The sequence below is a fragment of the Paraburkholderia gardini genome (assembly GCF_907164545.1).
Taxonomy (GTDB): Bacteria; Pseudomonadota; Gammaproteobacteria; order Burkholderiales; family Burkholderiaceae; genus Paraburkholderia; species Paraburkholderia gardini.
Map to the genome: position 1 here is coordinate 27,001 of NZ_CAJQZB010000035.1, position 17,988 is coordinate 44,988.

Annotated in this window: 17 protein-coding genes; 12 read left to right on the top strand and 5 right to left on the bottom strand. The window is 64.1% G+C overall.

Translation table 11 applies throughout. From position 1 onward, the window contains the following. Nucleotides 1-90: 90 nt before the first annotated feature. From LPA37_RS21540 to LPA37_RS21555, 4 genes are all read left to right on the top strand, one after another. Nucleotides 91-1,179, top strand: coding sequence for a sn-glycerol-3-phosphate import ATP-binding protein UgpC (locus LPA37_RS21540; RefSeq protein WP_229013677.1), 1,089 nt, complete (start codon nucleotides 91-93; stop codon nucleotides 1,177-1,179). A gap of 73 nt (nucleotides 1,180-1,252) precedes the next feature. Beyond that, complete coding sequence (locus LPA37_RS21545) at nucleotides 1,253-1,567, top strand: DUF3761 domain-containing protein (protein WP_228980432.1); 315 nt, start codon at nucleotides 1,253-1,255, stop codon at nucleotides 1,565-1,567. Between the two features lie 204 nt (nucleotides 1,568-1,771). Then, nucleotides 1,772-3,439, top strand: a complete 1,668-nt coding sequence (gene ettA / locus LPA37_RS21550; protein ID WP_229013678.1) for an energy-dependent translational throttle protein EttA — start codon at nucleotides 1,772-1,774, stop codon at nucleotides 3,437-3,439. A 195-nt stretch (nucleotides 3,440-3,634) separates the two neighbouring features. Beyond that, entirely contained in the window at nucleotides 3,635-4,810 is a 1,176-nt protein-coding gene (locus LPA37_RS21555; protein ID WP_229013679.1) for a DUF748 domain-containing protein, read from the top strand. Nucleotides 4,811-4,858: 48 nt separating this feature from the next. Here the strand turns inward: LPA37_RS21555 and LPA37_RS21560 are convergent, their stop codons facing one another. The 3 genes from LPA37_RS21560 to LPA37_RS21570 form a co-directional block, all read right to left on the bottom strand. Further along, the gene (locus tag LPA37_RS21560; RefSeq protein WP_229013680.1) at nucleotides 4,859-5,482 is read right to left on the bottom strand and encodes an HAD family hydrolase; all 624 of its coding nucleotides are present in this window, start codon (nucleotides 5,480-5,482) and stop codon (nucleotides 4,859-4,861) included. Nucleotides 5,483-5,595: 113 nt separating this feature from the next. Further along, the gene (locus tag LPA37_RS21565; RefSeq protein WP_229013681.1) at nucleotides 5,596-7,410 is read right to left on the bottom strand and encodes an aminopeptidase P family protein; all 1,815 of its coding nucleotides are present in this window, start codon (nucleotides 7,408-7,410) and stop codon (nucleotides 5,596-5,598) included. Between the two features lie 24 nt (nucleotides 7,411-7,434). Further along, complete coding sequence (locus LPA37_RS21570) at nucleotides 7,435-7,689, bottom strand: hypothetical protein (RefSeq protein WP_228980421.1); 255 nt, start codon at nucleotides 7,687-7,689, stop codon at nucleotides 7,435-7,437. A gap of 296 nt (nucleotides 7,690-7,985) precedes the next feature. On the opposite strand from LPA37_RS21570, the gene LPA37_RS21575 reads away from it, so the two are divergent. The 7 genes from LPA37_RS21575 to LPA37_RS21605 all read left to right on the top strand — a co-directional run bounded on the left by LPA37_RS21575 (nucleotide 7,986) and on the right by LPA37_RS21605 (nucleotide 14,253). Continuing rightward, on the top strand, nucleotides 7,986-8,675 hold the full coding sequence (locus LPA37_RS21575) for a response regulator transcription factor (protein WP_228980420.1): 690 nt from the start codon (nucleotides 7,986-7,988) through the stop codon (nucleotides 8,673-8,675). Between the two features lie 104 nt (nucleotides 8,676-8,779). Beyond that, nucleotides 8,780-10,102: a glutamyl-tRNA reductase gene (gene hemA, locus LPA37_RS21580; RefSeq protein ID WP_228980419.1), complete on the top strand. Its 1,323-nt coding sequence runs from the start codon at nucleotides 8,780-8,782 to the stop codon at nucleotides 10,100-10,102. 137 nt (nucleotides 10,103-10,239) lie between these two features. After that, nucleotides 10,240-11,322: a peptide chain release factor 1 gene (gene prfA / locus LPA37_RS21585; protein WP_228980418.1), complete on the top strand. Its 1,083-nt coding sequence runs from the start codon at nucleotides 10,240-10,242 to the stop codon at nucleotides 11,320-11,322. Nucleotides 11,323-11,338: 16 nt separating this feature from the next. Further along, the gene (prmC, locus tag LPA37_RS21590) at nucleotides 11,339-12,202 is read left to right on the top strand and encodes a peptide chain release factor N(5)-glutamine methyltransferase (RefSeq protein WP_229013682.1); all 864 of its coding nucleotides are present in this window, start codon (nucleotides 11,339-11,341) and stop codon (nucleotides 12,200-12,202) included. 120 nt (nucleotides 12,203-12,322) lie between these two features. After that, nucleotides 12,323-12,634 carry a Grx4 family monothiol glutaredoxin gene (grxD, locus tag LPA37_RS21595; protein WP_228980415.1) on the top strand — a complete coding sequence of 104 codons (312 nt, stop codon included), beginning with the start codon at nucleotides 12,323-12,325 and terminating at the stop codon, nucleotides 12,632-12,634. Nucleotides 12,635-12,656: 22 nt separating this feature from the next. After that, complete coding sequence (locus LPA37_RS21600) at nucleotides 12,657-13,265, top strand: UbiX family flavin prenyltransferase (protein ID WP_228980412.1); 609 nt, start codon at nucleotides 12,657-12,659, stop codon at nucleotides 13,263-13,265. A gap of 202 nt (nucleotides 13,266-13,467) precedes the next feature. Then, nucleotides 13,468-14,253 (top strand): DODA-type extradiol aromatic ring-opening family dioxygenase, encoded by a 786-nt coding sequence (locus LPA37_RS21605; RefSeq protein ID WP_228980408.1) that lies wholly within the window; start codon nucleotides 13,468-13,470, stop codon nucleotides 14,251-14,253. A 131-nt stretch (nucleotides 14,254-14,384) separates the two neighbouring features. Here LPA37_RS21605 and LPA37_RS21610 read toward each other — a convergent pair whose 3' ends face one another. After that, nucleotides 14,385-15,977: an APC family permease gene (locus LPA37_RS21610; protein WP_229013683.1), complete on the bottom strand. Its 1,593-nt coding sequence runs from the start codon at nucleotides 15,975-15,977 to the stop codon at nucleotides 14,385-14,387. A gap of 427 nt (nucleotides 15,978-16,404) precedes the next feature. Between LPA37_RS21610 and LPA37_RS21615 the strand changes: the two genes are divergently transcribed. Then, entirely contained in the window at nucleotides 16,405-16,608 is a 204-nt protein-coding gene (locus LPA37_RS21615; RefSeq protein WP_090537350.1) for a cold-shock protein, read from the top strand. A gap of 98 nt (nucleotides 16,609-16,706) precedes the next feature. Here LPA37_RS21615 and LPA37_RS21620 read toward each other — a convergent pair whose 3' ends face one another. Next, complete coding sequence (locus LPA37_RS21620) at nucleotides 16,707-17,957, bottom strand: Hsp70 family protein (protein WP_228980403.1); 1,251 nt, start codon at nucleotides 17,955-17,957, stop codon at nucleotides 16,707-16,709. Nucleotides 17,958-17,988: the final 31 nt, after the last annotated feature.

Genomic DNA, 17,988 nt, shown 5'->3' on the forward strand with positions numbered 1-17,988 from the left:
GGACAGGTTTCGGATCGAACACCACATAACGCAATTTAACGCGACGGCGCGTGACGTAATGCCCGCGAATGCACGGAAAGGCAAAAACGAATGGCTGCACTGACCCTGAAGGGCGTGAAAAAGACGTACGACGGCAAACAGTTCGTGCTGCATGGCATCGACGTCGATGTCGCCGATGGCGAGTTCGTCGTGATGGTCGGACCGTCCGGCTGCGGCAAGTCGACCTTGCTGCGCATGGTGGCCGGGCTCGAAGGCATTTCCGAAGGCTCGATCTCGATCGCGGACAAGGTCGTCAACACGCTGGAACCGAAGGACCGCAACATCGCGATGGTGTTCCAGAACTACGCGCTCTATCCGCATATGAGCGTCGCGCAGAACATGGGCTACGCGCTGAAGATCGCCGGCGAGGATCGCGCGACGATCGACCGGCGCGTCGATGCCGCCGCGAAGATTCTCGAGCTCGAATCGTTGCTCGCCCGCAAGCCGCGTGAACTGTCCGGCGGGCAGCGACAGCGCGTCGCGATGGGCCGCGCGATCGTGCGCGAGCCCGCCGTGTTCCTGTTCGACGAACCGCTGTCGAATCTCGATGCCCGGCTGCGTGTGCAGATGCGTCTGGAAATCCAGCGCCTGCATGCGCGTCTCGCAACCACGAGCCTGTACGTCACGCACGACCAGATCGAAGCGATGACGCTCGCGCAGCGGGTGATCGTGATGAACCAGGGCCACGCGGAGCAGATCGGCGCGCCAACCGAAGTCTACGAGCGGCCCGCGACGGCGTTCGTCGCGAGTTTCATCGGCTCGCCGGGGATGAATCTGCTGGAAGGCCGCGTGTCCGGTGATGGCGCGTTCTTCGAAGTCGCGGGCAACGGGCCGAGGCTCCCGCTCGCGGGCGTGCCGTGTATCGGCCGCGAGGTGGCGGCCGGACGCGAGTGGACGCTGGGCATCCGGCCTGAGCACATGACGCCGGGGCTGGCGGACGCCGTACCCGCGACGCTCACCGTCGATTCCTGCGAGTTGCTGGGCGCCGACAATCTTGCGCACGGCCGATGGGGCAGCCACGACGTCGCGGCAAGACTGCCGCATGCGCATCGCCCGGCGCGCGGCGAAGCGCTGCAGGTGGTGTTGCCCGCCCCGCATCTGCATTTCTTCGATCCGTCGACGGGCAGGCGCGCTAACTGACGGCACTGGTTCATAACGGTGCTGTGTTGTGTAGCGGCGCGATGCATCGAAAAAATAACAAACGGTTCTGACCATGACCCTCGGCATCGCTCTGCCCCGCCCGCGGCGTAAAACAGCATTCATCGCCGCCCTCGCCGCGAGCCTGCTGCTCGCGCTCACGCCCGCATGGGCTTACGTGGCGCCCGCCTCCACGCCTGACGAGGCCGGTCTCAGCAACCACAATACGTACCGGAACCGCGACGGCGAGACTGTCCACGCGCCGGCCCGCTCGCTGTCGGGCAAGATTCCCGAAGGCGCCACCGCGCGCTGCCGCGACGGCTCCTGGAGCTTCAGCCGCCATCACAGCGGAACGTGTTCGCGTCATGGCGGCGTCGCTGAGTGGCTATAGTCCGTCAGCAAGAACATCGCGTCACCCTGGCCAGACGGCATAACCACTGCGGGCAACGGTACTTTCGCCCTGGACGGCGAAGTACAATGCCAGTTCTCCCTGTGCGCCGGTTGCCGGCGCCGTCCGGGAAATGCATACCCATTCACCCACGCCCGGCCGCCCTTTTCAGTGCGGCCTGCGGCGTCAACGCCTGATTTCAAGCAAATGGCCCAATACGTCTTCACCATGAACCGGGTCGGCAAGATCGTGCCGCCCAAGCGTCAAATCCTGAAAGACATCTCGCTGTCGTTCTTCCCCGGCGCGAAAATTGGTCTGCTCGGCCTGAACGGCTCGGGCAAATCGACGTTGATCCGCATCATGGCGGGCGTCGACAAGGACATCGAGGGCGAAGCCACGCCGATGCCGAATCTGAACATCGGCTATCTGCCGCAGGAGCCGCAACTCGACCCGCTGAAAACCGTGCGCGAAGCGGTCGAGGAAGGCCTCGGCGATGTCTTCAGTGCACAGAAGAAGCTCGACGAAATCTACGCCGCGTACGCCGAGCCGGACGCCGATTTCGACGCGCTCGCCGCCGAACAGGCGAAGTACGAAGCCATTCTCGCCACCGCCGACGGCGGCAGCCCCGAGCAGCAGATCGAGATCGCCGCCGACGCGCTGCGCCTGCCGGCGTGGGACGCGAAGATCGAAAATCTGTCGGGCGGCGAAAAGCGCCGCGTCGCGCTGTGCAAGCTGCTGCTCGAAAAGCCCGACATGCTGCTGCTCGACGAACCGACCAACCACCTGGACGCAGAATCGGTCGACTGGCTCGAACAGTTCCTCACGCGCTTCCCGGGCACAGTGGTTGCTGTAACCCACGACAGATACTTCCTGGATAACGCCGCCGAGTGGATTCTCGAACTCGACCGCGGTCATGGCATTCCGTGGAAGGGCAACTACAGCAGCTGGCTCGACCAGAAGGAAGAGCGGCTGAAGCAGGAAGAAGCAACGGAATCGGCACGCCAGAAAGCGATCAAGAAGGAACTGGAGTGGGTGCGCCAGAACCCGAAGGGACGCCAGGCGAAATCGAAGGCACGTATTGCGCGATTCGAGGAACTGAGCAGCCAGGATTACCAGAAGCGCAACGAAACATCGGAAATTTTCATCCCCGTTGGCGACCGTCTCGGCAACGAGGTGATCGAGTTCAGGAACGTGTCGAAGGCATATGGCGACCGTCTGCTGATCGACGACCTGAGCTTCAAGATTCCGGCGGGCGCGATCGTCGGCATCATCGGGCCGAACGGCGCCGGCAAGTCGACGCTGTTCCGCATGCTGACCGGCAAGGAGCAGCCGGATTCGGGCGAGATCGTGCAGGGCCCGACCGTGAAGCTCGCGTATGTGGATCAGAGCCGCGATGCGCTGGATGGCTCGAAGACCGTCTTCGAAGAGATTTCGGGCGGTGCGGATGTGCTGACCGTCGGCAAGTATGAAACGCCGTCGCGGGCGTACATCGGCCGTTTCAACTTCAAGGGCGGCGATCAGCAAAAGAACGTCGGCAATCTGTCGGGCGGCGAACGCGGCCGGCTGCATCTGGCGAAAACGCTGATCGCGGGCGGCAATGTGCTGCTGCTCGACGAACCGTCGAACGACCTCGACGTCGAAACACTGCGCGCGCTCGAAGACGCGTTGCTGGAGTTCGCGGGCTCGGTGGTGGTGATCTCGCACGATCGCTGGTTCCTCGACCGTATCGCGACGCACATTCTGGCGTTCGAAGGAGACTCGCAGGTGACGTTCTTCAACGGCAACTATCAGGAATACGAGGCAGACAAGCGTAACCGTCTCGGCGAGGAAGCAGCACGGCCGAAGCGCCTGCGCTACAAGCCGATCACGCGCTAGGTCTCGCGCCTTCGGCGCAGCGGGTCGGCCTCTGTCGAGGCTGATCCGCGCGCCCGGTGGGACGGGTTGATGCAGGTGTTGGCGGGGCAGGGTCTGCACGGTTGACCTCACCCGCCGACTGGCCATCGATCTGCACGATAAAGCTAACGGTCTGGGGTCTGGCCGCACGCAATGCGCGGCAACGAGGAGGCAGGCATGCCGATGTCGAAAGGCAGTCGCGTGGCCGTCGCACTGACAGGCGTGGCGGCGATACTGGTGGTCATCGTGGTGGCCGGCCTTCTGTTCATCCAGCACGAGGTGAAAGAGCGCATTGCCGCCGCCCTCGGCCCACGCGGCAGCGCCGACACAATCGACGTCGGCTTCAAAACCATCCGCCTCACCAACGTCCGCCTGCGCGCGCCCGACGGCTGGCCCGCCGCCGATCCGTTTCGCGCCGACACCGTCGTCCTCGAACCCGACCTTCGCGACCTGATCCAGCGGCGTATCCACATGCGCAATGTCGTGGTCAGTGGATTCAACATGACGGTGCTGCGCACGAAGGATGGCGGCGTCCAGTTGCTGCCGAATCTGCGGCAGACGTTGAACAGCCCCGCGAATACCGGCGCGAGCGACGCCAGCGCCAGCGAAGCATCATCGCTGCCATTGGAAAAGATCGTCGACCACATCGAATTCCAGCACGGCACGTTTGTGTTTTACGACCTGACGGTGAGCAATCCCGCGTACCGGATCTCCATCACCGATGCGAGCGCGACGATCGATCACATCCATGTGCCCGATCTGGACGAACCCACGACGCTCGCCATCAATGGCTCGATCAAGGGGCCGTCGCATACCGGCACCGTTTCATTTGGTGGCTGGATAAAAATCGCCAGCAAGGATTCGCAGACCACCACCACGCTGCGCGGCGTCGATATCAGGACGCTCGATCCGTACCTGCTCAGGAAAGCCGGCGCGAGAGCGCAGGTGACGGACGGCACGCTCGACATGAAAGTGGACTCGACCGTGCACAACTACCAGCTTCACGCGCCGGGTGTGATAACGGTGCACCATCTGCAGCTCGCCGACAGCGGCAGCCCCGTCGACACGTTCCTTTCAATCCCGACCAAAGCGGCCGTCGCCGCACTCAAGAAGCATGGCGACGACATCACGTTGCATTTCGTGCTCGAAGGCAATCTGCGAGACCCGAAGTTCTCGCTGAACGAAAGCCTGCTGACGAAAATGAGCAACGGCTTCGCGGAGGCGCTCGGCGTGAGTGTCGCGGGCGTCGCGAAGGGTGCCGGCGAAACGGTCAAGGGACTGGGGAACGCGTTGCTGAACCTGATCGGCAAGGAACCCGCGGACACGTCGCATCCGCCTCGCTCATCGCCGTAGCTGTCTGGCGCATGACGCGCGCGGCACGCCGCGGGCGTCATGATGCGATCAGACCGGCAAGCCCAGTTCGCGCAATTTCGCTTCGGTCCGGGCAGCGTCGGTGTGATGGACGCCGTGCCAGCCAAGCGCGGTCGCGGCTTCGGCGTTTTTCAGGTTGTCGTCGATAAAGACGAGTTCCGCCGGCTGGACGCCCGGCAGATGTGACTCGATGCGCTTCGCCATCTCCGAGAAAATCGCCGGATCGGGCTTCACGAGTTTCACGCGCCCCGAAACGACGATGTCCCTGAAGCGCCGCAATACCGGGAAGTTGTCCCACGCGTAAGGAAACGTCTCGGCCGACCAGTTCGTCAGCCCGAAGAGCGGCACGCTGGCCGCGTCGAGTTTTTCGAGCGTGGCGATGCCGTCTTCGAGCACACCGCGGATCATCTCGTGCCAGCGCTCGTAGAACGCGCGGATCAGCGCTTCGTGTTCGGGAAATTTCGCGATCAGCTCGTTTGTGCCCGCTTCGATCGTCTGCCCGCCGTCCTGCTGGATGACCCAGTCCATCGCGCAAACGTGCGTGAGAAACCAGTGGCGCTCCGCTTCATCCGGAATCAGCGTGCGGTAGACGTACTGCGGGCTCCAGTCGATCAGCACGCCACCGAAATCGAAAACGACTGCCTTGATCGCCATGCACACTCCATCGCCAGTTGTACGGGGAAGTCTGTCGGAAAGCGGGCGCACTGCGACGCAGTCGCCCGGCTCCAGTTATGACACGCGTGCCTGCGCCGCTCGTATGCCGCGCGTCAGATCGCCTGCGTGCGTGTTTCCAGCCACGCCTTCGCAGCGCCCGTCACATGCGGCGAAACGCGGGCGCGCACCGTCTCGTGATACGCGTTGAGCCACGCGCGTTCGTCGTCGCGCAGCAGCGCGAGATCGACGCAGCGGGTATCGATCGGGCACAGCGTCAGCGTTTCGAACTTCAGGAAGTCGCCAAACGCGGTCTTTTCCGCCTCGCGGTTCAGCACGAGGTTTTCGATCCGGATGCCCCACTTGCCCGGCCGGTAAATGCCCGGCTCGATCGACGTGATCATGCCCTCTTCCATCGCCGTCCACGCTTCGGCCGGCGCGTAGTGCGAGATTACCTGCGGGCCTTCGTGCACGTTCAGGAAGTAACCCACGCCGTGACCCGTGCCGTGGCCGTAGTCCGCGCCCGCTTCCCAGATCGGCGCGCGAGCGATCGAATCGAGCATCGGCGAGCGGATGCCGCGCGGAAACTGTGCGCGCGAGAGTGCCATCGTGCCCTTCAGCACGATCGTGAAGTCGCGGCGATGCCCGGCGTTGATCGTGCCGATCGGCACGACGCGCGTGATGTCCGTCGTGCCGCTCAGGTACTGGCCGCCCGAATCGATCAGCAGGAGACCATCGCCCTCGATCGTGGCGTGCGAAGCCTGCGTCGCGCGGTAATGTGGCATCGCGCCGTTCGCGTTGAAGCCGGCGATCGTGCCGAAGCTCAGCGTGACAAAGCCCGGACGACGCGCGCGCGCCGCCGTCAGACGTTCGTCGATGGTGAGTTCGGTGATCGTTTCACGGCCGAGCGCGCCCTCGAACCACGCGAAGAATTCGGCGAGCGCCGCGCCGTCCTGCTCCATCGTCGCGCGAACGTGTTCCGCTTCGGCCGGTGTCTTGCGCGACTTCAGGAACGTCGAGGGATTCACCGCTTCGACGATTTTCACGTTCGACGGCACGACCTGCAACAGACCAAAAGTAATACGCCGCGGATCGATCAGCAGCGTCGAGCCCGACGGCAGCGCGGCGAGCGCATCGGCCGCCTCCACGTATGGTTTCACCTGGATGCCGTCGCGCCCTAGCGCATCGGCGAGTGCCTGCGGCACCTTGCCACCGGCGACGAAGAGCGACGCGCTGTCGAGCCCGATCAGCGCATGCGCGACGAACACGGGGTTGTAGCTGACGTCCGCGCCGCGCAGGTTCAACAGCCACGCGAGGTCGTCGAGCGTCGAGATGAAATGCCACTGCGCGCCCTTTTGCTGCATCTCGCGGCGAATCTGGTCGAGCTTGTCGGCGCGCGCGACGCTCGCGTGCGGCGCGGCGTGTTCGTAGACGGCTTCGACCGGCAGCGTCGGGCGCTGCGGCCAGATCGTGTCGAGCAGATCGATGTCGGTACGCAACGCGACGCCGCGCGCCGTGAGCGCATCGCTCAACGCACGCGCCACCGCCACGCCGAGCACCGCGCCGTCGACGCCGACCGCCGCACCGCTTGCGACGTTCTGCGCCAGCCAGTCGATGTGCGGCGCGCTCTGCTGGCCGCCCATCATCTTCATCAACTGCACGCCGGTGCCGGCGAGTTGCGCTTCGGCCTGCACCCAGTAGCGGCTGTCGACCCAGAGGCCGGCAAAATCATCGGTGACGACCAGCGTGCCCACCGAGCCGGTGAAACCGGAGAGCCACTCGCGCCCCTGCCAGCGTCCCGGCAGATATTCGGAGAGGTGAGGATCGGCGGACGGCACGAGATAAGCGGCGAGGTTTTCGCGCTTCATGGCGCCGCGCAGCACCGCGATGCGTTCGGGAATGGAAGAGGTTTCGGGGAGTCGGGCGTTCATTGTTTCACCTGCGGGGAATTCATCTTATCGACGGGATAAAAGGCCGACCGTCACGGCGACGGCAATCAGGGCGACGGAGGTACAGGCCAGCCATTCGAGCGTATCACCATCATGGAAGATACCAGCGACGTTCCCGGCCATCGCGGCGACGACCGCCCCGGCGACGCCTGCAACCATCGCCACCGGGATGCGCGCACGGCCCGCGCGCCGCAACGGATGCAGCCATCCGCCGACCAGCCCCACCACCGCGCCGAGTATCACGATTCCTGCCCAACCCATCAGCGACAGGCCTCGAATGATTTAAGACCGCTCTTATAGGGTCGAAGCGTTTGCACAGCTAGCATTTTTGTCTCGTTAACTAACAGATCAGCACGGCGCCTTGCGTGTAGCGGTTGAGTTTAGGGGCCGGGGTAGCGCAAGGCAAGCCGCAGGTCTTGCCCAGGCGGATATCCGGTCCGATGTCCGGGCGATTTCCCGCCGGATTTCCACCCCGGTACCCGGCCACGCACCCGACCTCCGAACGTCCACTCGCTGGGCGTGCGGAACGCGCCGAATGTGCTGAACGTGCTTCCCCCATGCGAATTGCGCTCGTCGAGCCCGACCGCCGCCAGGCCGATCTGATTGGCCGTCTGCTGCTTGCCGGCGGCCATGCCTGCGAGCACTTCCAGGCCAGCACCCCGTTTCTGGAGAGCGCCGCCAGCCAGACTTTCGACCTGCTTCTGGCGGATGTCTGGTCCGGCGACCTCGCCGCCGGGGACGTCATTCCGCTCGCCCGCGAGGTGCTGCCCGGCCTGCCCGTCATGGTGCTGATCACGGCGCCGCGCGAAAGCGAAATCGTCTCGATCCTGCACGCCGGTGCCGACGACTGTCTGACCAAGCCCGTACGCGGCCCCGAAATGCTGGCGCGCGTCGACGCGCTGCTCCGGCGGGCCGGCGTGCGCCGGCCGCGCAGCCGGCTGCGCAACGTCTTCGGCGAATACGTTTTCGAGACGATGCACGACGTCGTCACGTTCCGCGGCCAGCGCGTCGAGCTGACGCCAAAGGAGTTCCGCTTCGCCCTGCTGCTCTTCACCAACCTGTCGCGGCCGGTTTCGCGCGCGCACATCCTCGAAACGGTCTGGACGCGCGGCCGCGACGTAAGGTCGCGCACCCTCGACACGCATGCGTCGCGGTTGCGCTCGAAACTTCAGCTGCGCCCGGAACTCGGCTATGCGCTCACGCCGCTCTACGGCTACGGATACCAGCTCGACAGGATCGCGGTCTGACCCTGCGGCAGAACTTCATCCCGGTATCAGGCGCGCTCAATGAAAGATCCCTGGAAACGCTATAATATTGCGCTACACCATAGCGCCGCCCACAATCGCGCCCCATGCAGCTTCTAACGATCGGAATCAACCACCACACCGCGCCTGTCGCCTTGCGCGAACGCGTGGCGTTTCCGCTCGACCAGATCAAGCCGGCGCTCGCGACGTTCAAGGACATCTGGCTCGGCCCGGCCTCCCGTTCGGCACCCGAAGCCGCCATTCTGTCCACCTGCAACCGCACCGAGCTCTACTGCGCCACCGACGATCAGGCGGCGCGCGAAGCCGCCATCCAGTGGCTGTCCCGCTATCACAATCTCCCGGTTGGCGAGCTGGCGCCGCATGTGTACGCGCTGCCGCAGTCCGAGGCCGTGCGCCACGCGTTTCGCGTTGCATCGGGACTCGATTCGATGGTGCTCGGCGAAACGCAGATCGTCGGCCAGATGAAGGACGCGGTGCGCACCGCGTCGGAAGCCGGTGCGCTCGGCACGTACCTGAACCAGCTTTTCCAGCGCACGTTCGCCGTCGCGAAGGAAGTGCGCAGCACGACGGAAATCGGCGCGCAGTCCGTTTCGATGGCCGCGGCAGCCGTACGGCTCGCGCAGCGCATCTTCGACAAAATCTCGAACCAGCGCGTGCTGTTCATCGGCGCGGGTGAAATGATCGAACTGTGCGCGACGCACTTTGCCGCGCAGCAGCCGCGCGAGCTCGTAGTCGCCAACCGCACCGCCGAGCGTGGCGCGCGGCTTGCCGAACGCTTCAACGGCCGCGCGATTCCGCTGGCCGACCTGCCCGCGCGCATGCACGAGTTCGACATCATCGTGTCATGCACGGCGTCGACGCTGCCGATCATTGGCCTCGGCGCGATGGAGCGCGCGGTGAAGGCGCGCCGTCACCGGCCCATTTTCATGGTCGATCTGGCCGTGCCGCGCGACATCGAACCCGAAGTCGGCAAGCTCGAAGACGTGTTTCTCTACACCGTCGACGACCTCGGCGCGATCGTCCGCGAAGGCAACGCATCGCGTCAGGCAGCCGTCGCGCAGGCCGAAGCGATCATCGAAACGCGCGTGCAGAACTTCATGCAGTGGCTCGACGCGCGCAGCATCGTGCCGGTCATCCGTCACATGCACACGCAGGCGGACTCGCTGCGCCGCGCCGAACTCGAACGCGCGCACAGAATGCTCGCGCGCGGCGACGATCCGGCCGTCGTGCTCGAAGCGCTCTCGCAGGCGCTGACGAACAAGTTGATCCACGGTCCGACGCACGCACTCAACCGCGCCAGCAGCGAAAATCGCGACAAGCTCATCGAACTGATGAGCGGCTTCTATCATCACGGCGGCGCCCCCGGCCCGTCGGACCCGTCAGACCCGTCCGGTTCATCGGACCGTTAGCGACGCTGTCGCTCTCGCCGCGGTATTGCCGGCAGCACACCCGCCGCGTGTCGGCCACGTTTCACGCCCGGCATCCGCGAATTTCCCGAATTTCCCATTAGCAGTCGTCCTTTCCGGAGCCCGCTCCGATCCGTCCGATGAAAACGAGCATGCAAAGCAAGCTCGACCAGCTCACCACCCGGCTGGCCGAACTGAATGACCTGTTGAGCCGCGAGGACATCACCGCGAATCTCGACCAGTACCGCAAGCTGACGCGCGAACACGCGGAGCTCGGGCCGGTTGTCGAGCACTATGCGCTGTGGCGCCAGGCGCTCACCGACGAAGCCACCGCGCAGGAACTGCTGTCCGACGCATCGATGCGCGACTTCGCCGAAGAAGAAATCCGCGCCGCGCGCGAGCAGAAAGCGAAGCTCGAAGGCGAACTGCAGACCATGCTGCTGCCGAAGGATCCGAACGACAGCCGCAACATCTTCGTCGAAATCCGTGCGGGCACGGGCGGCGACGAATCAGCGCTGTTCGCGGGCGATCTGCTGCGCATGTATCTGCGCTACGCGGAACGCAACAAGTGGCAGGTCGAGATGATGTCGGCGAGCGAGTCGGATCTCGGCGGCTACAAGGAAGTGATCATGCGGATCGCCGGTGAAGCGGTGTATTCGAAGCTGAAGTTCGAGTCCGGCGGCCATCGCGTGCAGCGCGTGCCCGCCACCGAAACGCAGGGCCGCATCCACACGTCGGCGTGCACGGTCGCGGTCATGCCGGAAGCCGACGAAATCGCCGAAGTCCAGATCAATCCGGCCGATCTGCGCATCGACACGTTCCGCGCGTCCGGCGCGGGCGGCCAGCATATCAACAAGACCGATTCGGCTGTGCGGGTAACTCACTTGCCGACGGGAATCGTCGTCGAATGTCAGGATGACCGCTCGCAGCACAAGAACAAGGATCGCGCGCTCAAGGTGCTCGCCGCGCGCATCATGGACAGGCAGTCGCAGGAACGGCACGCGAAGGAAGCCGCCACGCGCAAGAGCCTGATCGGCTCGGGCGACCGCTCGGAGCGCATCCGCACATACAACTTTCCGCAAGGGCGTCTCACCGATCACCGGATCAACCTGACGCTCTACCGCCTCGACGCGATCATGGACGGCGATCTCAGCGAACTCATCGCGGCGCTGGTGAGTGAGCACCAGGCTGAACTGCTCGCCTCGCTCGGCGACGCCGACTGACACACGCACCCCAGCCATGCACAACGCCGACCTTGCCGACACCGCCGCTGCCCTGTTGCGCGCCGCCGCACTCCCGGCGCTCGAAGCGCGCATCCTGCTCGGGCACGTGCTGGGATGGCGGCGGACAGAGCTGATCACCCGTAGCGACGAGCCGTTAGACGCGGCGCTAATCGCGCGGTATCGGGCGCTGGAAGCGCGGCGCCTCGCGGGCGAACCGGTTGCGCAACTCGTCGGCGCGCGTGAATTTTTCGGGCTTGAGTTCGATGTCACGCCGCATGTACTGATTCCGCGACCCGAAACCGAATTGCTGGTTGAAACCGCGCTCGAAGCACTGGAAGGCCTGAAGCAACCTCGCGTGCTCGATCTCGGCACAGGCACGGGTGCGATTGCCGTCGCGATTGCGTCGGCGCGGCCCGATGCGCAGGTCTGGGCGGTCGACCGTTCGCCCGAGGCGCTCGCTGTCGCAACCAGAAACGCCGGCAAGCTGCTCGACGCCGCGCGGCCTGGCGGCGCGCCCGCGTTTTTCGAAGGCAACTGGTACGACGCACTGGACGCCGGCCCGGCACTTCGCTTCGACGTCATCGTCAGTAACCCGCCTTATATCGCGAGCGGCGATCCGCATCTGTCGCAGGGCGATCTGCGCTTCGAGCCACGCGGCGCGCTCACCGACGAAGCCGACGGCCTCTCGGCGATCCGCGCGATCGTGTCCGGCGCACCCGCGTGGCTCGCGCCCGGCGGCGTGCTGTGGATGGAGCACGGCTACGATCAGGCGCAGGCCGTGCGCGCGCTGCTCGAAGCCGGCGGCTTCGACGAAGTCCGTTCGGCGTGCGATCTCGCGGGCATCGAACGCATCAGCGGCGGCCGGCGCGCGGCGACCTGAACCCGTATTGCGGGCGCACGAACCGCACGCCTGCCCAGCAGGGCAACGCCCAGCCTGCGCAATCGAATTCCGCTATCATCTGGGTCTATCCCGCAATTTCCGAAAACCGCAAGGTCAGTCATGGATACGCAACAACGCATCAAGCAAATCGTCGACGAAAACAACGTCGTGCTCTTCATGAAGGGCAACGCGCAATTCCCGATGTGCGGCTTTTCGGGCCGCGCCATCCAGATCCTGAAAGCGTGCAATGTCGGCGAATTCAAGACGGTCAACGTCCTCGACGACGAAGGCATCCGTCAGGGCATCAAGGAATTCTCGAACTGGCCGACCATTCCGCAGCTTTACGTGAACGGTGAGTTTGTCGGCGGCTCGGACATCATGATGGAGATGTACCAGTCCGGCGAACTGCAGCAACTGTTCGCGGCTGCGTAATCCCGCTCGCGTGGCGCACGCCATGGAAACTGAGGCTGCGCCCGCGCCGGCCAGGCGCCGGCTGATCGTCGCCATCACCGGCGCGACCGGTGCCGTCTACGGCATCCGGCTGCTCGAGACGCTGCGCCGGCTGGGCGGCGTCGAGAGCCATCTGCTGATTTCCAGCGCCGGCTGGCTCAACGTCCAGCACGAACTCCAGCTCGGCAAGGACGACGTACATCCGCTCGCGGACGTCGTCCATTCGGTGCGCGACGTCGGCGCGAGCATCGCGTCGGGTTCGTTCGCCACCGACGGCATGATCATCGCGCCCTGCTCGATGAAAACGCTCGCGAGCGTCGCACACGGCTTCGCCGATAACCTGATCACCCGCGCCGCCGATGTCACGCTCAAGGAGCGCCGCCGGCTCGTGCTGCTGGTGCGTGAAACGCCGTTCAACCTTGCGCATCTGCGCAACATGACGGCCGTGACCGAAATGGGCGGCGTGATTTTTCCGCCGCTACCGGCGTTTTACAACCAGCCGGCATCGATCGACGAAATGATCGACCACACCGTCGCGCGTGTGCTCGATCTGTTCGCGCTCGGTCCAGCGCTCGCGCCCGCGTGGCCGGGCCTGCGCGGAACGCACGACTGAATCTGCCGTCAGCGCGATTTGCCCCACCGGTGCGAAATCGCCGCGCGAATCGAGACCACGTGATCATCAACGCGTTTAATCTCGCGATTACCTACATTCGCGAGACAATCAAATCCGTTTTGTGCCGTTTATCAAACGGCAGTGCACCTCTATAGTGGTAGTAACGAAACTTTCTGGCCGCTGACCACGCGGCTTCGCTGCCATGATCCGCTTACCCACGCTGTACCTGTCGCACGGCGCGCCTACGCTGCCGATCGATCCGGCGCTTCCGTCCGCCGAATTCGCGACGCTTTCGGCTCAATTGCCGCGTCCCCGGGCCGTCCTGATGCTGTCGGCTCACTGGGGCACGGCGCAGCCGGTTGCGAGCACATCGGACGCGCCCGAAACCATCCACGACTTTTACGGCTTCCCGCGGCAGTTGTATGAGATTCAGTACCCGGCGCCCGGCGCACCGGATGTCGCCCGTCAGGCGGCAGCCCTGCTCGGCGAACACGGCATCGCAACGACGACGCAGCCGCACGGGCTCGATCACGGCGCCTGGGTGCCGATGCTGCTGCTCTTTCCGCAAGCCGACGTGCCCGTCGCGCAGTTATCGATCCAGCCGCGCATGGACCCGGCGCACCACTTCCGGGTCGGTCGCGCGCTGCGGGCGCTCAAGGATGAAGGCGTGATGGTGATCGGCTCCGGCCAGATCACGCACAATCTGCGCACCGCCGATTTCTCGGCGCGCCCGGAAGATGCCGATCCGCGCGTGGCCGGGTTCACCGACTGGTTCGAATCGAAACTCGCTGCGCGCGACATCGATGCGTTGCTCGACTATCGCGCGCAGGCGCCGCATGCCGTGCTGATGCATCCGACCGACGAGCACCTGCTGCCCGTCTTCTCGGCGCTCGGTGCCGCCGACGACGACTTCACGCTGTCGATCCAGTCGCTCGGTACGTATCAGCGCTCGCTCGCGATGACGAACTACGTGTTCGGTAACGTCTGATCCGACGCCGTTTCGCCGGCGGGAAAAGAAAAGCCCACTGTCGTCTGAAGCAGACTCAGTGGGCTTTTTTGCGTCGCGGTCCGGCACATCGCGCGCCGGACCTCGGGACCCCGGGACCTGAAGAAACCGCGTTACGCGCCGATGCCTTCCAGAATCTCGTCGTGCGATTCGCGCTCGTCGAGGTATCCGGTGCGGTAGCCAGTGTGCACGCCCCAGTAATAGAACACGAGCGCGAACGCGATCACTACCACCATATCCCAGCCGTACGGCAGGATGCCGCGACCGCCAAACTGTTTGCTACCGATCAGCGAAAGCAGCGCCATGACAGGCAGATAGGCGACCAGCCACCATGCGGCTTTCAGGTCACGTCCCCAACCGCCGAAACCCGACTTCGCCTGGAAGTAGAAATAGACCGGTAGCGCGACGATCATCAGCAGAATGATTTCGCCCGTCAGTGGCCACTTCGCCCAGTACAGGACCAGCGATGCGCACACGAACGCAAACGGCGCGATTGCCCGCATCCCCGGAATATGCAGCGGACGCTCGAGGTCCGTCGCCGAGCGGCGCAGCGACATCAGGCTGATCGGGCCCGTCAGATACGAAATCACCGTGGCGACCGAGATCACCGCGGCGAGCGAACTCCAGCCGCGAAAGAAGAACAGGAAGATGAACGAAACCAGCAGGTTGAACCACATCGCCTGACGCGGCACGCCGTAGAACGGATGCACGTTGCCGAACATCTTCGGCATCGTGTTGTTGCGCTCCATCGCGTAGATCATGCGCGTCGTCGTGGCCATATAGGTGGTGCCGGTGCCGCTCGGGCTCACGAACGCGTCGACGTACAGCAGGAACGCGAGCCAGTTCAGGTTCAGCGCGAGCGCCAGCTCAGCGAACGGCGACGCAAAATTGAAGTGGCTCCAGCCCTTCATCACGTCGGACGGATTCACCGCGCCGATGTACGCGACCTGCAGCAGCACGTAGATCACGAGCGCGAGCAGGATCGAGCCGATCACCGCGAACGGCACGCTCTTCGACGGGTTGCGCGCTTCGCCGGCAAGGTTGATCGGGCTCTGAAAGCCGTTGAACGCGAACACGATGCCGCTGGTCGCGACCGCGGTCAGGACCGACGACCAGCCGTACGGCGCGAACGAACCGGCGTCGCCGAAGTTTTCCTTGTGGAAGCCGGTCAGCATCAAGCCGAGGATCGTCGCGCCAGGAATGATGAACTTGAAGACGGTGATCGCCGAATTCGCCTGCGCGAAAAGCTTCACGCCCCAGTAGTTCAGCAGGAAATACACGATCACCAGCGCCGCCGACAGCAATAAACCTGGTGTCGTCAGAGAGCCGTTCACGAACAGCGCGTGCGCCCAGTCGTATGGCCAGGTGCTCATGTACTGGATCGATGCTTCGGCTTCGATCGGAATCACCGAGACGATCGCGATCCAGTTTGCCCACGCGCTGATAAAGCCGACCAGCGCGCCGTGCGAATAACGCGCGTAACGCACCATCCCGCCCGATTCGGGGAACATCGCACCCAGCTCCGCATAGGTGAGCGCGATGGCCAGAATTACGACGGCGCCAATTACCCATGCACATATTGCCGCCGGGCCTGCAATTTTTGCCGCCTTCCACGCGCCGAACAACCAGCCCGATCCAATGATGGATCCGAGGCCGGTCAGCAGCAGCGCGACTGGCCCGATGTTCCTCTGAATAGAACTTTTCACGTCTTCTCCTATATCGAAAGCGTGTGAAGCGCTGTGCAGGTAGCCTGACAGCTGAACATATACGCTTCATCACGCGCGCAGCCCGGTTGGTCGACAGAAAGTGCAACCTCTACGCGGGCGCGTAGTTTACCGGTTGCACCCGGTCAGCGCAGTGTCAAATGTTCTGGCCCCGGCAAACGCCAATGCAAGCAGGATTATCTGGACAGCAACAAGCAGACCATTCCGAAAAAACCTGTAAAGAATAGGGGAATTGGGTTGACCTTCGTAAGAAATCGCCGTATAACGTTCGGGCAGGATTTCAAGCGGCGAGTGAAGGTCTTTCGTAGTTCGCCCATCAACGGTACTCCGGTTGGTCCCATTGCCCCTTCCTTGATTTTCATGCACACCCGGGCTTCGGCCTTATTCACCATCTTTAGGAACAAGTAATATGGAAACCGGTACCGTCAAGTGGTTCAATGACGCAAAGGGCTTTGGCTTCATCACGCCGGACGGCGGCGGCGAAGATCTGTTCGCGCATTTCTCGGAAATCCGTGCAGAAGGCTTCAAGTCGCTGCAAGAAAACCAAAAGGTCACGTTTGAAGTCAAGACGGGCCCGAAGGGCAAGCAAGCTGCTAACATCAAGCCGGTGTAAGCAACGCGCTTCCTTCTGGATGCAAAAAACCCCGCTTCGGCGGGGTTTTTTTATGTCCGCAATTTCATGCGTGAGCGATTTTAATAACGTAGCGCCGATTATCCAAAGATGCGCCGCGCATGAATCCCGAGACCGGTCGCCACACTGGCGAGCCGGTCGCCGAATACGGCTTGCGCGCCAGGAAAAGCCGCCGCCAATGCATTCGACAGAAACGCGAGGCCCGTCGAGCCGCCCGTGAAATACACGGCCGTCACGTCGCGCGTCGCAACGCCCGCGGCCTGCACGGTGTCGCGCGCGGCCTGAACGATGCGCTGCATGTCGTCGTTGCCCGCCTGTACGAGTTGCGCTTCGTCGAAGGCGAGACGCAGATCGTCTTCCACCTCGTCCAGATCGATCACCGTTTCGCCGCCCGCTGCCACGCCGATCTTCGCTTCTTCCGCGTGCGCGGCCAGCGCGTGGCCCAGACGGCGCTCGACGACGCGCATCAACCGGTCGTGCTGGCGCGTCTCCGTATAAAGGTGCCGCATCAGTCCAAGCTCGCTCACCCGCTTCGGCGAATAGACGGTGTTGATCAGGTGCCACGTCGCGAGATCGAAGTAGACGCGGTTCGGCAGTTCGCGCCCTTCTGGATCGAGCGACTGGTAGCCGAGCTCGCGCAGGATCGTCGCGAGTTCGACGCGCCGGTCGAAATCGGTGCCGGCGACGTGAACGCCATGATGCGCGAGCACGTCGTCCTTGCGCTCGATACGGTGCATCCGGTCCGGCCCCACTCGTACCAGCGAAAAGTCCGACGTGCCGCCGCCGATGTCGGCGACGAGCACCAGCCCTTCCCCGGTCAGATGCGATTCGTAGTCGAAAGCCGCCGCGATCGGCTCATACTGGAAATGGACGTCGCGCAGGCCCACCGAGCGCGCCGCCGCTTCCAACTGCTGCTGGGCGAGCTGGTCGGCGCGCGGATCGTCGTCGACGAAAAACACCGGGCGGCCCAGCACGGCGCGGTCGATCGACGCGCCCGCGACCTTTTCGGCCTTGCGTTTCAGGTGGTCGAGGAAAATGCCGATCACGTCGGTATAGCGGATCGCGGAGCCGTCGCCGAGGTCCGTGGTCGTATCGGCGAGCGCGGAGCCGAGAATGCTCTTCATCGAGCGCATCAGCCGGCCGTCGAAGCCGTCGATGTAGGCTTCGAGCGCCGCGCGGCCGAATTCGCGGGTGTTCTCGTCGGTGTTGAAGAAGACAGCGGTCGGCAGCGTCGTGTAGTCGCCCTCGACCGGCGCCAGGCGCGACGTCGCGCCGTCAGGCAGCGCAACAGCCGAATTCGAGGTGCCGAAGTCAATCGCGCAGTAGGTCATGGCAGGAATCGCTCACGGTTGGCGCGCACGG

What these genes read in the sequence shown, in the direction of transcription:
- LPA37_RS21615 (WP_090537350.1), top strand. Translation starts at nt 16,405, where the DNA reads ATGGAAACCGGTACCGTCAAGTGGTTCAATGACGCAAAGGGCTTTGGC.
- LPA37_RS21540 (WP_229013677.1), top strand. Translation starts at nt 91, where the DNA reads ATGGCTGCACTGACCCTGAAGGGCGTGAAAAAGACGTACGACGGCAAA.
- LPA37_RS21620 (WP_228980403.1), bottom strand. Translation starts at nt 17,957, where the DNA reads ATGACCTACTGCGCGATTGACTTCGGCACCTCGAATTCGGCTGTTGCG.
- grxD (WP_228980415.1), top strand. Translation starts at nt 12,323, where the DNA reads ATGGATACGCAACAACGCATCAAGCAAATCGTCGACGAAAACAACGTC.
- ettA (WP_229013678.1), top strand. Translation starts at nt 1,772, where the DNA reads ATGGCCCAATACGTCTTCACCATGAACCGGGTCGGCAAGATCGTGCCG.
- LPA37_RS21565 (WP_229013681.1), bottom strand. Translation starts at nt 7,410, where the DNA reads ATGAACGCCCGACTCCCCGAAACCTCTTCCATTCCCGAACGCATCGCG.
- prfA (WP_228980418.1), top strand. Translation starts at nt 10,240, where the DNA reads ATGAAAACGAGCATGCAAAGCAAGCTCGACCAGCTCACCACCCGGCTG.
- LPA37_RS21575 (WP_228980420.1), top strand. Translation starts at nt 7,986, where the DNA reads ATGCGAATTGCGCTCGTCGAGCCCGACCGCCGCCAGGCCGATCTGATT.
- LPA37_RS21545 (WP_228980432.1), top strand. Translation starts at nt 1,253, where the DNA reads ATGACCCTCGGCATCGCTCTGCCCCGCCCGCGGCGTAAAACAGCATTC.
- LPA37_RS21555 (WP_229013679.1), top strand. Translation starts at nt 3,635, where the DNA reads ATGCCGATGTCGAAAGGCAGTCGCGTGGCCGTCGCACTGACAGGCGTG.
- LPA37_RS21605 (WP_228980408.1), top strand. Translation starts at nt 13,468, where the DNA reads ATGATCCGCTTACCCACGCTGTACCTGTCGCACGGCGCGCCTACGCTG.
- LPA37_RS21600 (WP_228980412.1), top strand. Translation starts at nt 12,657, where the DNA reads ATGGAAACTGAGGCTGCGCCCGCGCCGGCCAGGCGCCGGCTGATCGTC.
- prmC (WP_229013682.1), top strand. Translation starts at nt 11,339, where the DNA reads ATGCACAACGCCGACCTTGCCGACACCGCCGCTGCCCTGTTGCGCGCC.
- LPA37_RS21560 (WP_229013680.1), bottom strand. Translation starts at nt 5,482, where the DNA reads ATGGCGATCAAGGCAGTCGTTTTCGATTTCGGTGGCGTGCTGATCGAC.
- hemA (WP_228980419.1), top strand. Translation starts at nt 8,780, where the DNA reads ATGCAGCTTCTAACGATCGGAATCAACCACCACACCGCGCCTGTCGCC.
- LPA37_RS21570 (WP_228980421.1), bottom strand. Translation starts at nt 7,689, where the DNA reads ATGGGTTGGGCAGGAATCGTGATACTCGGCGCGGTGGTGGGGCTGGTC.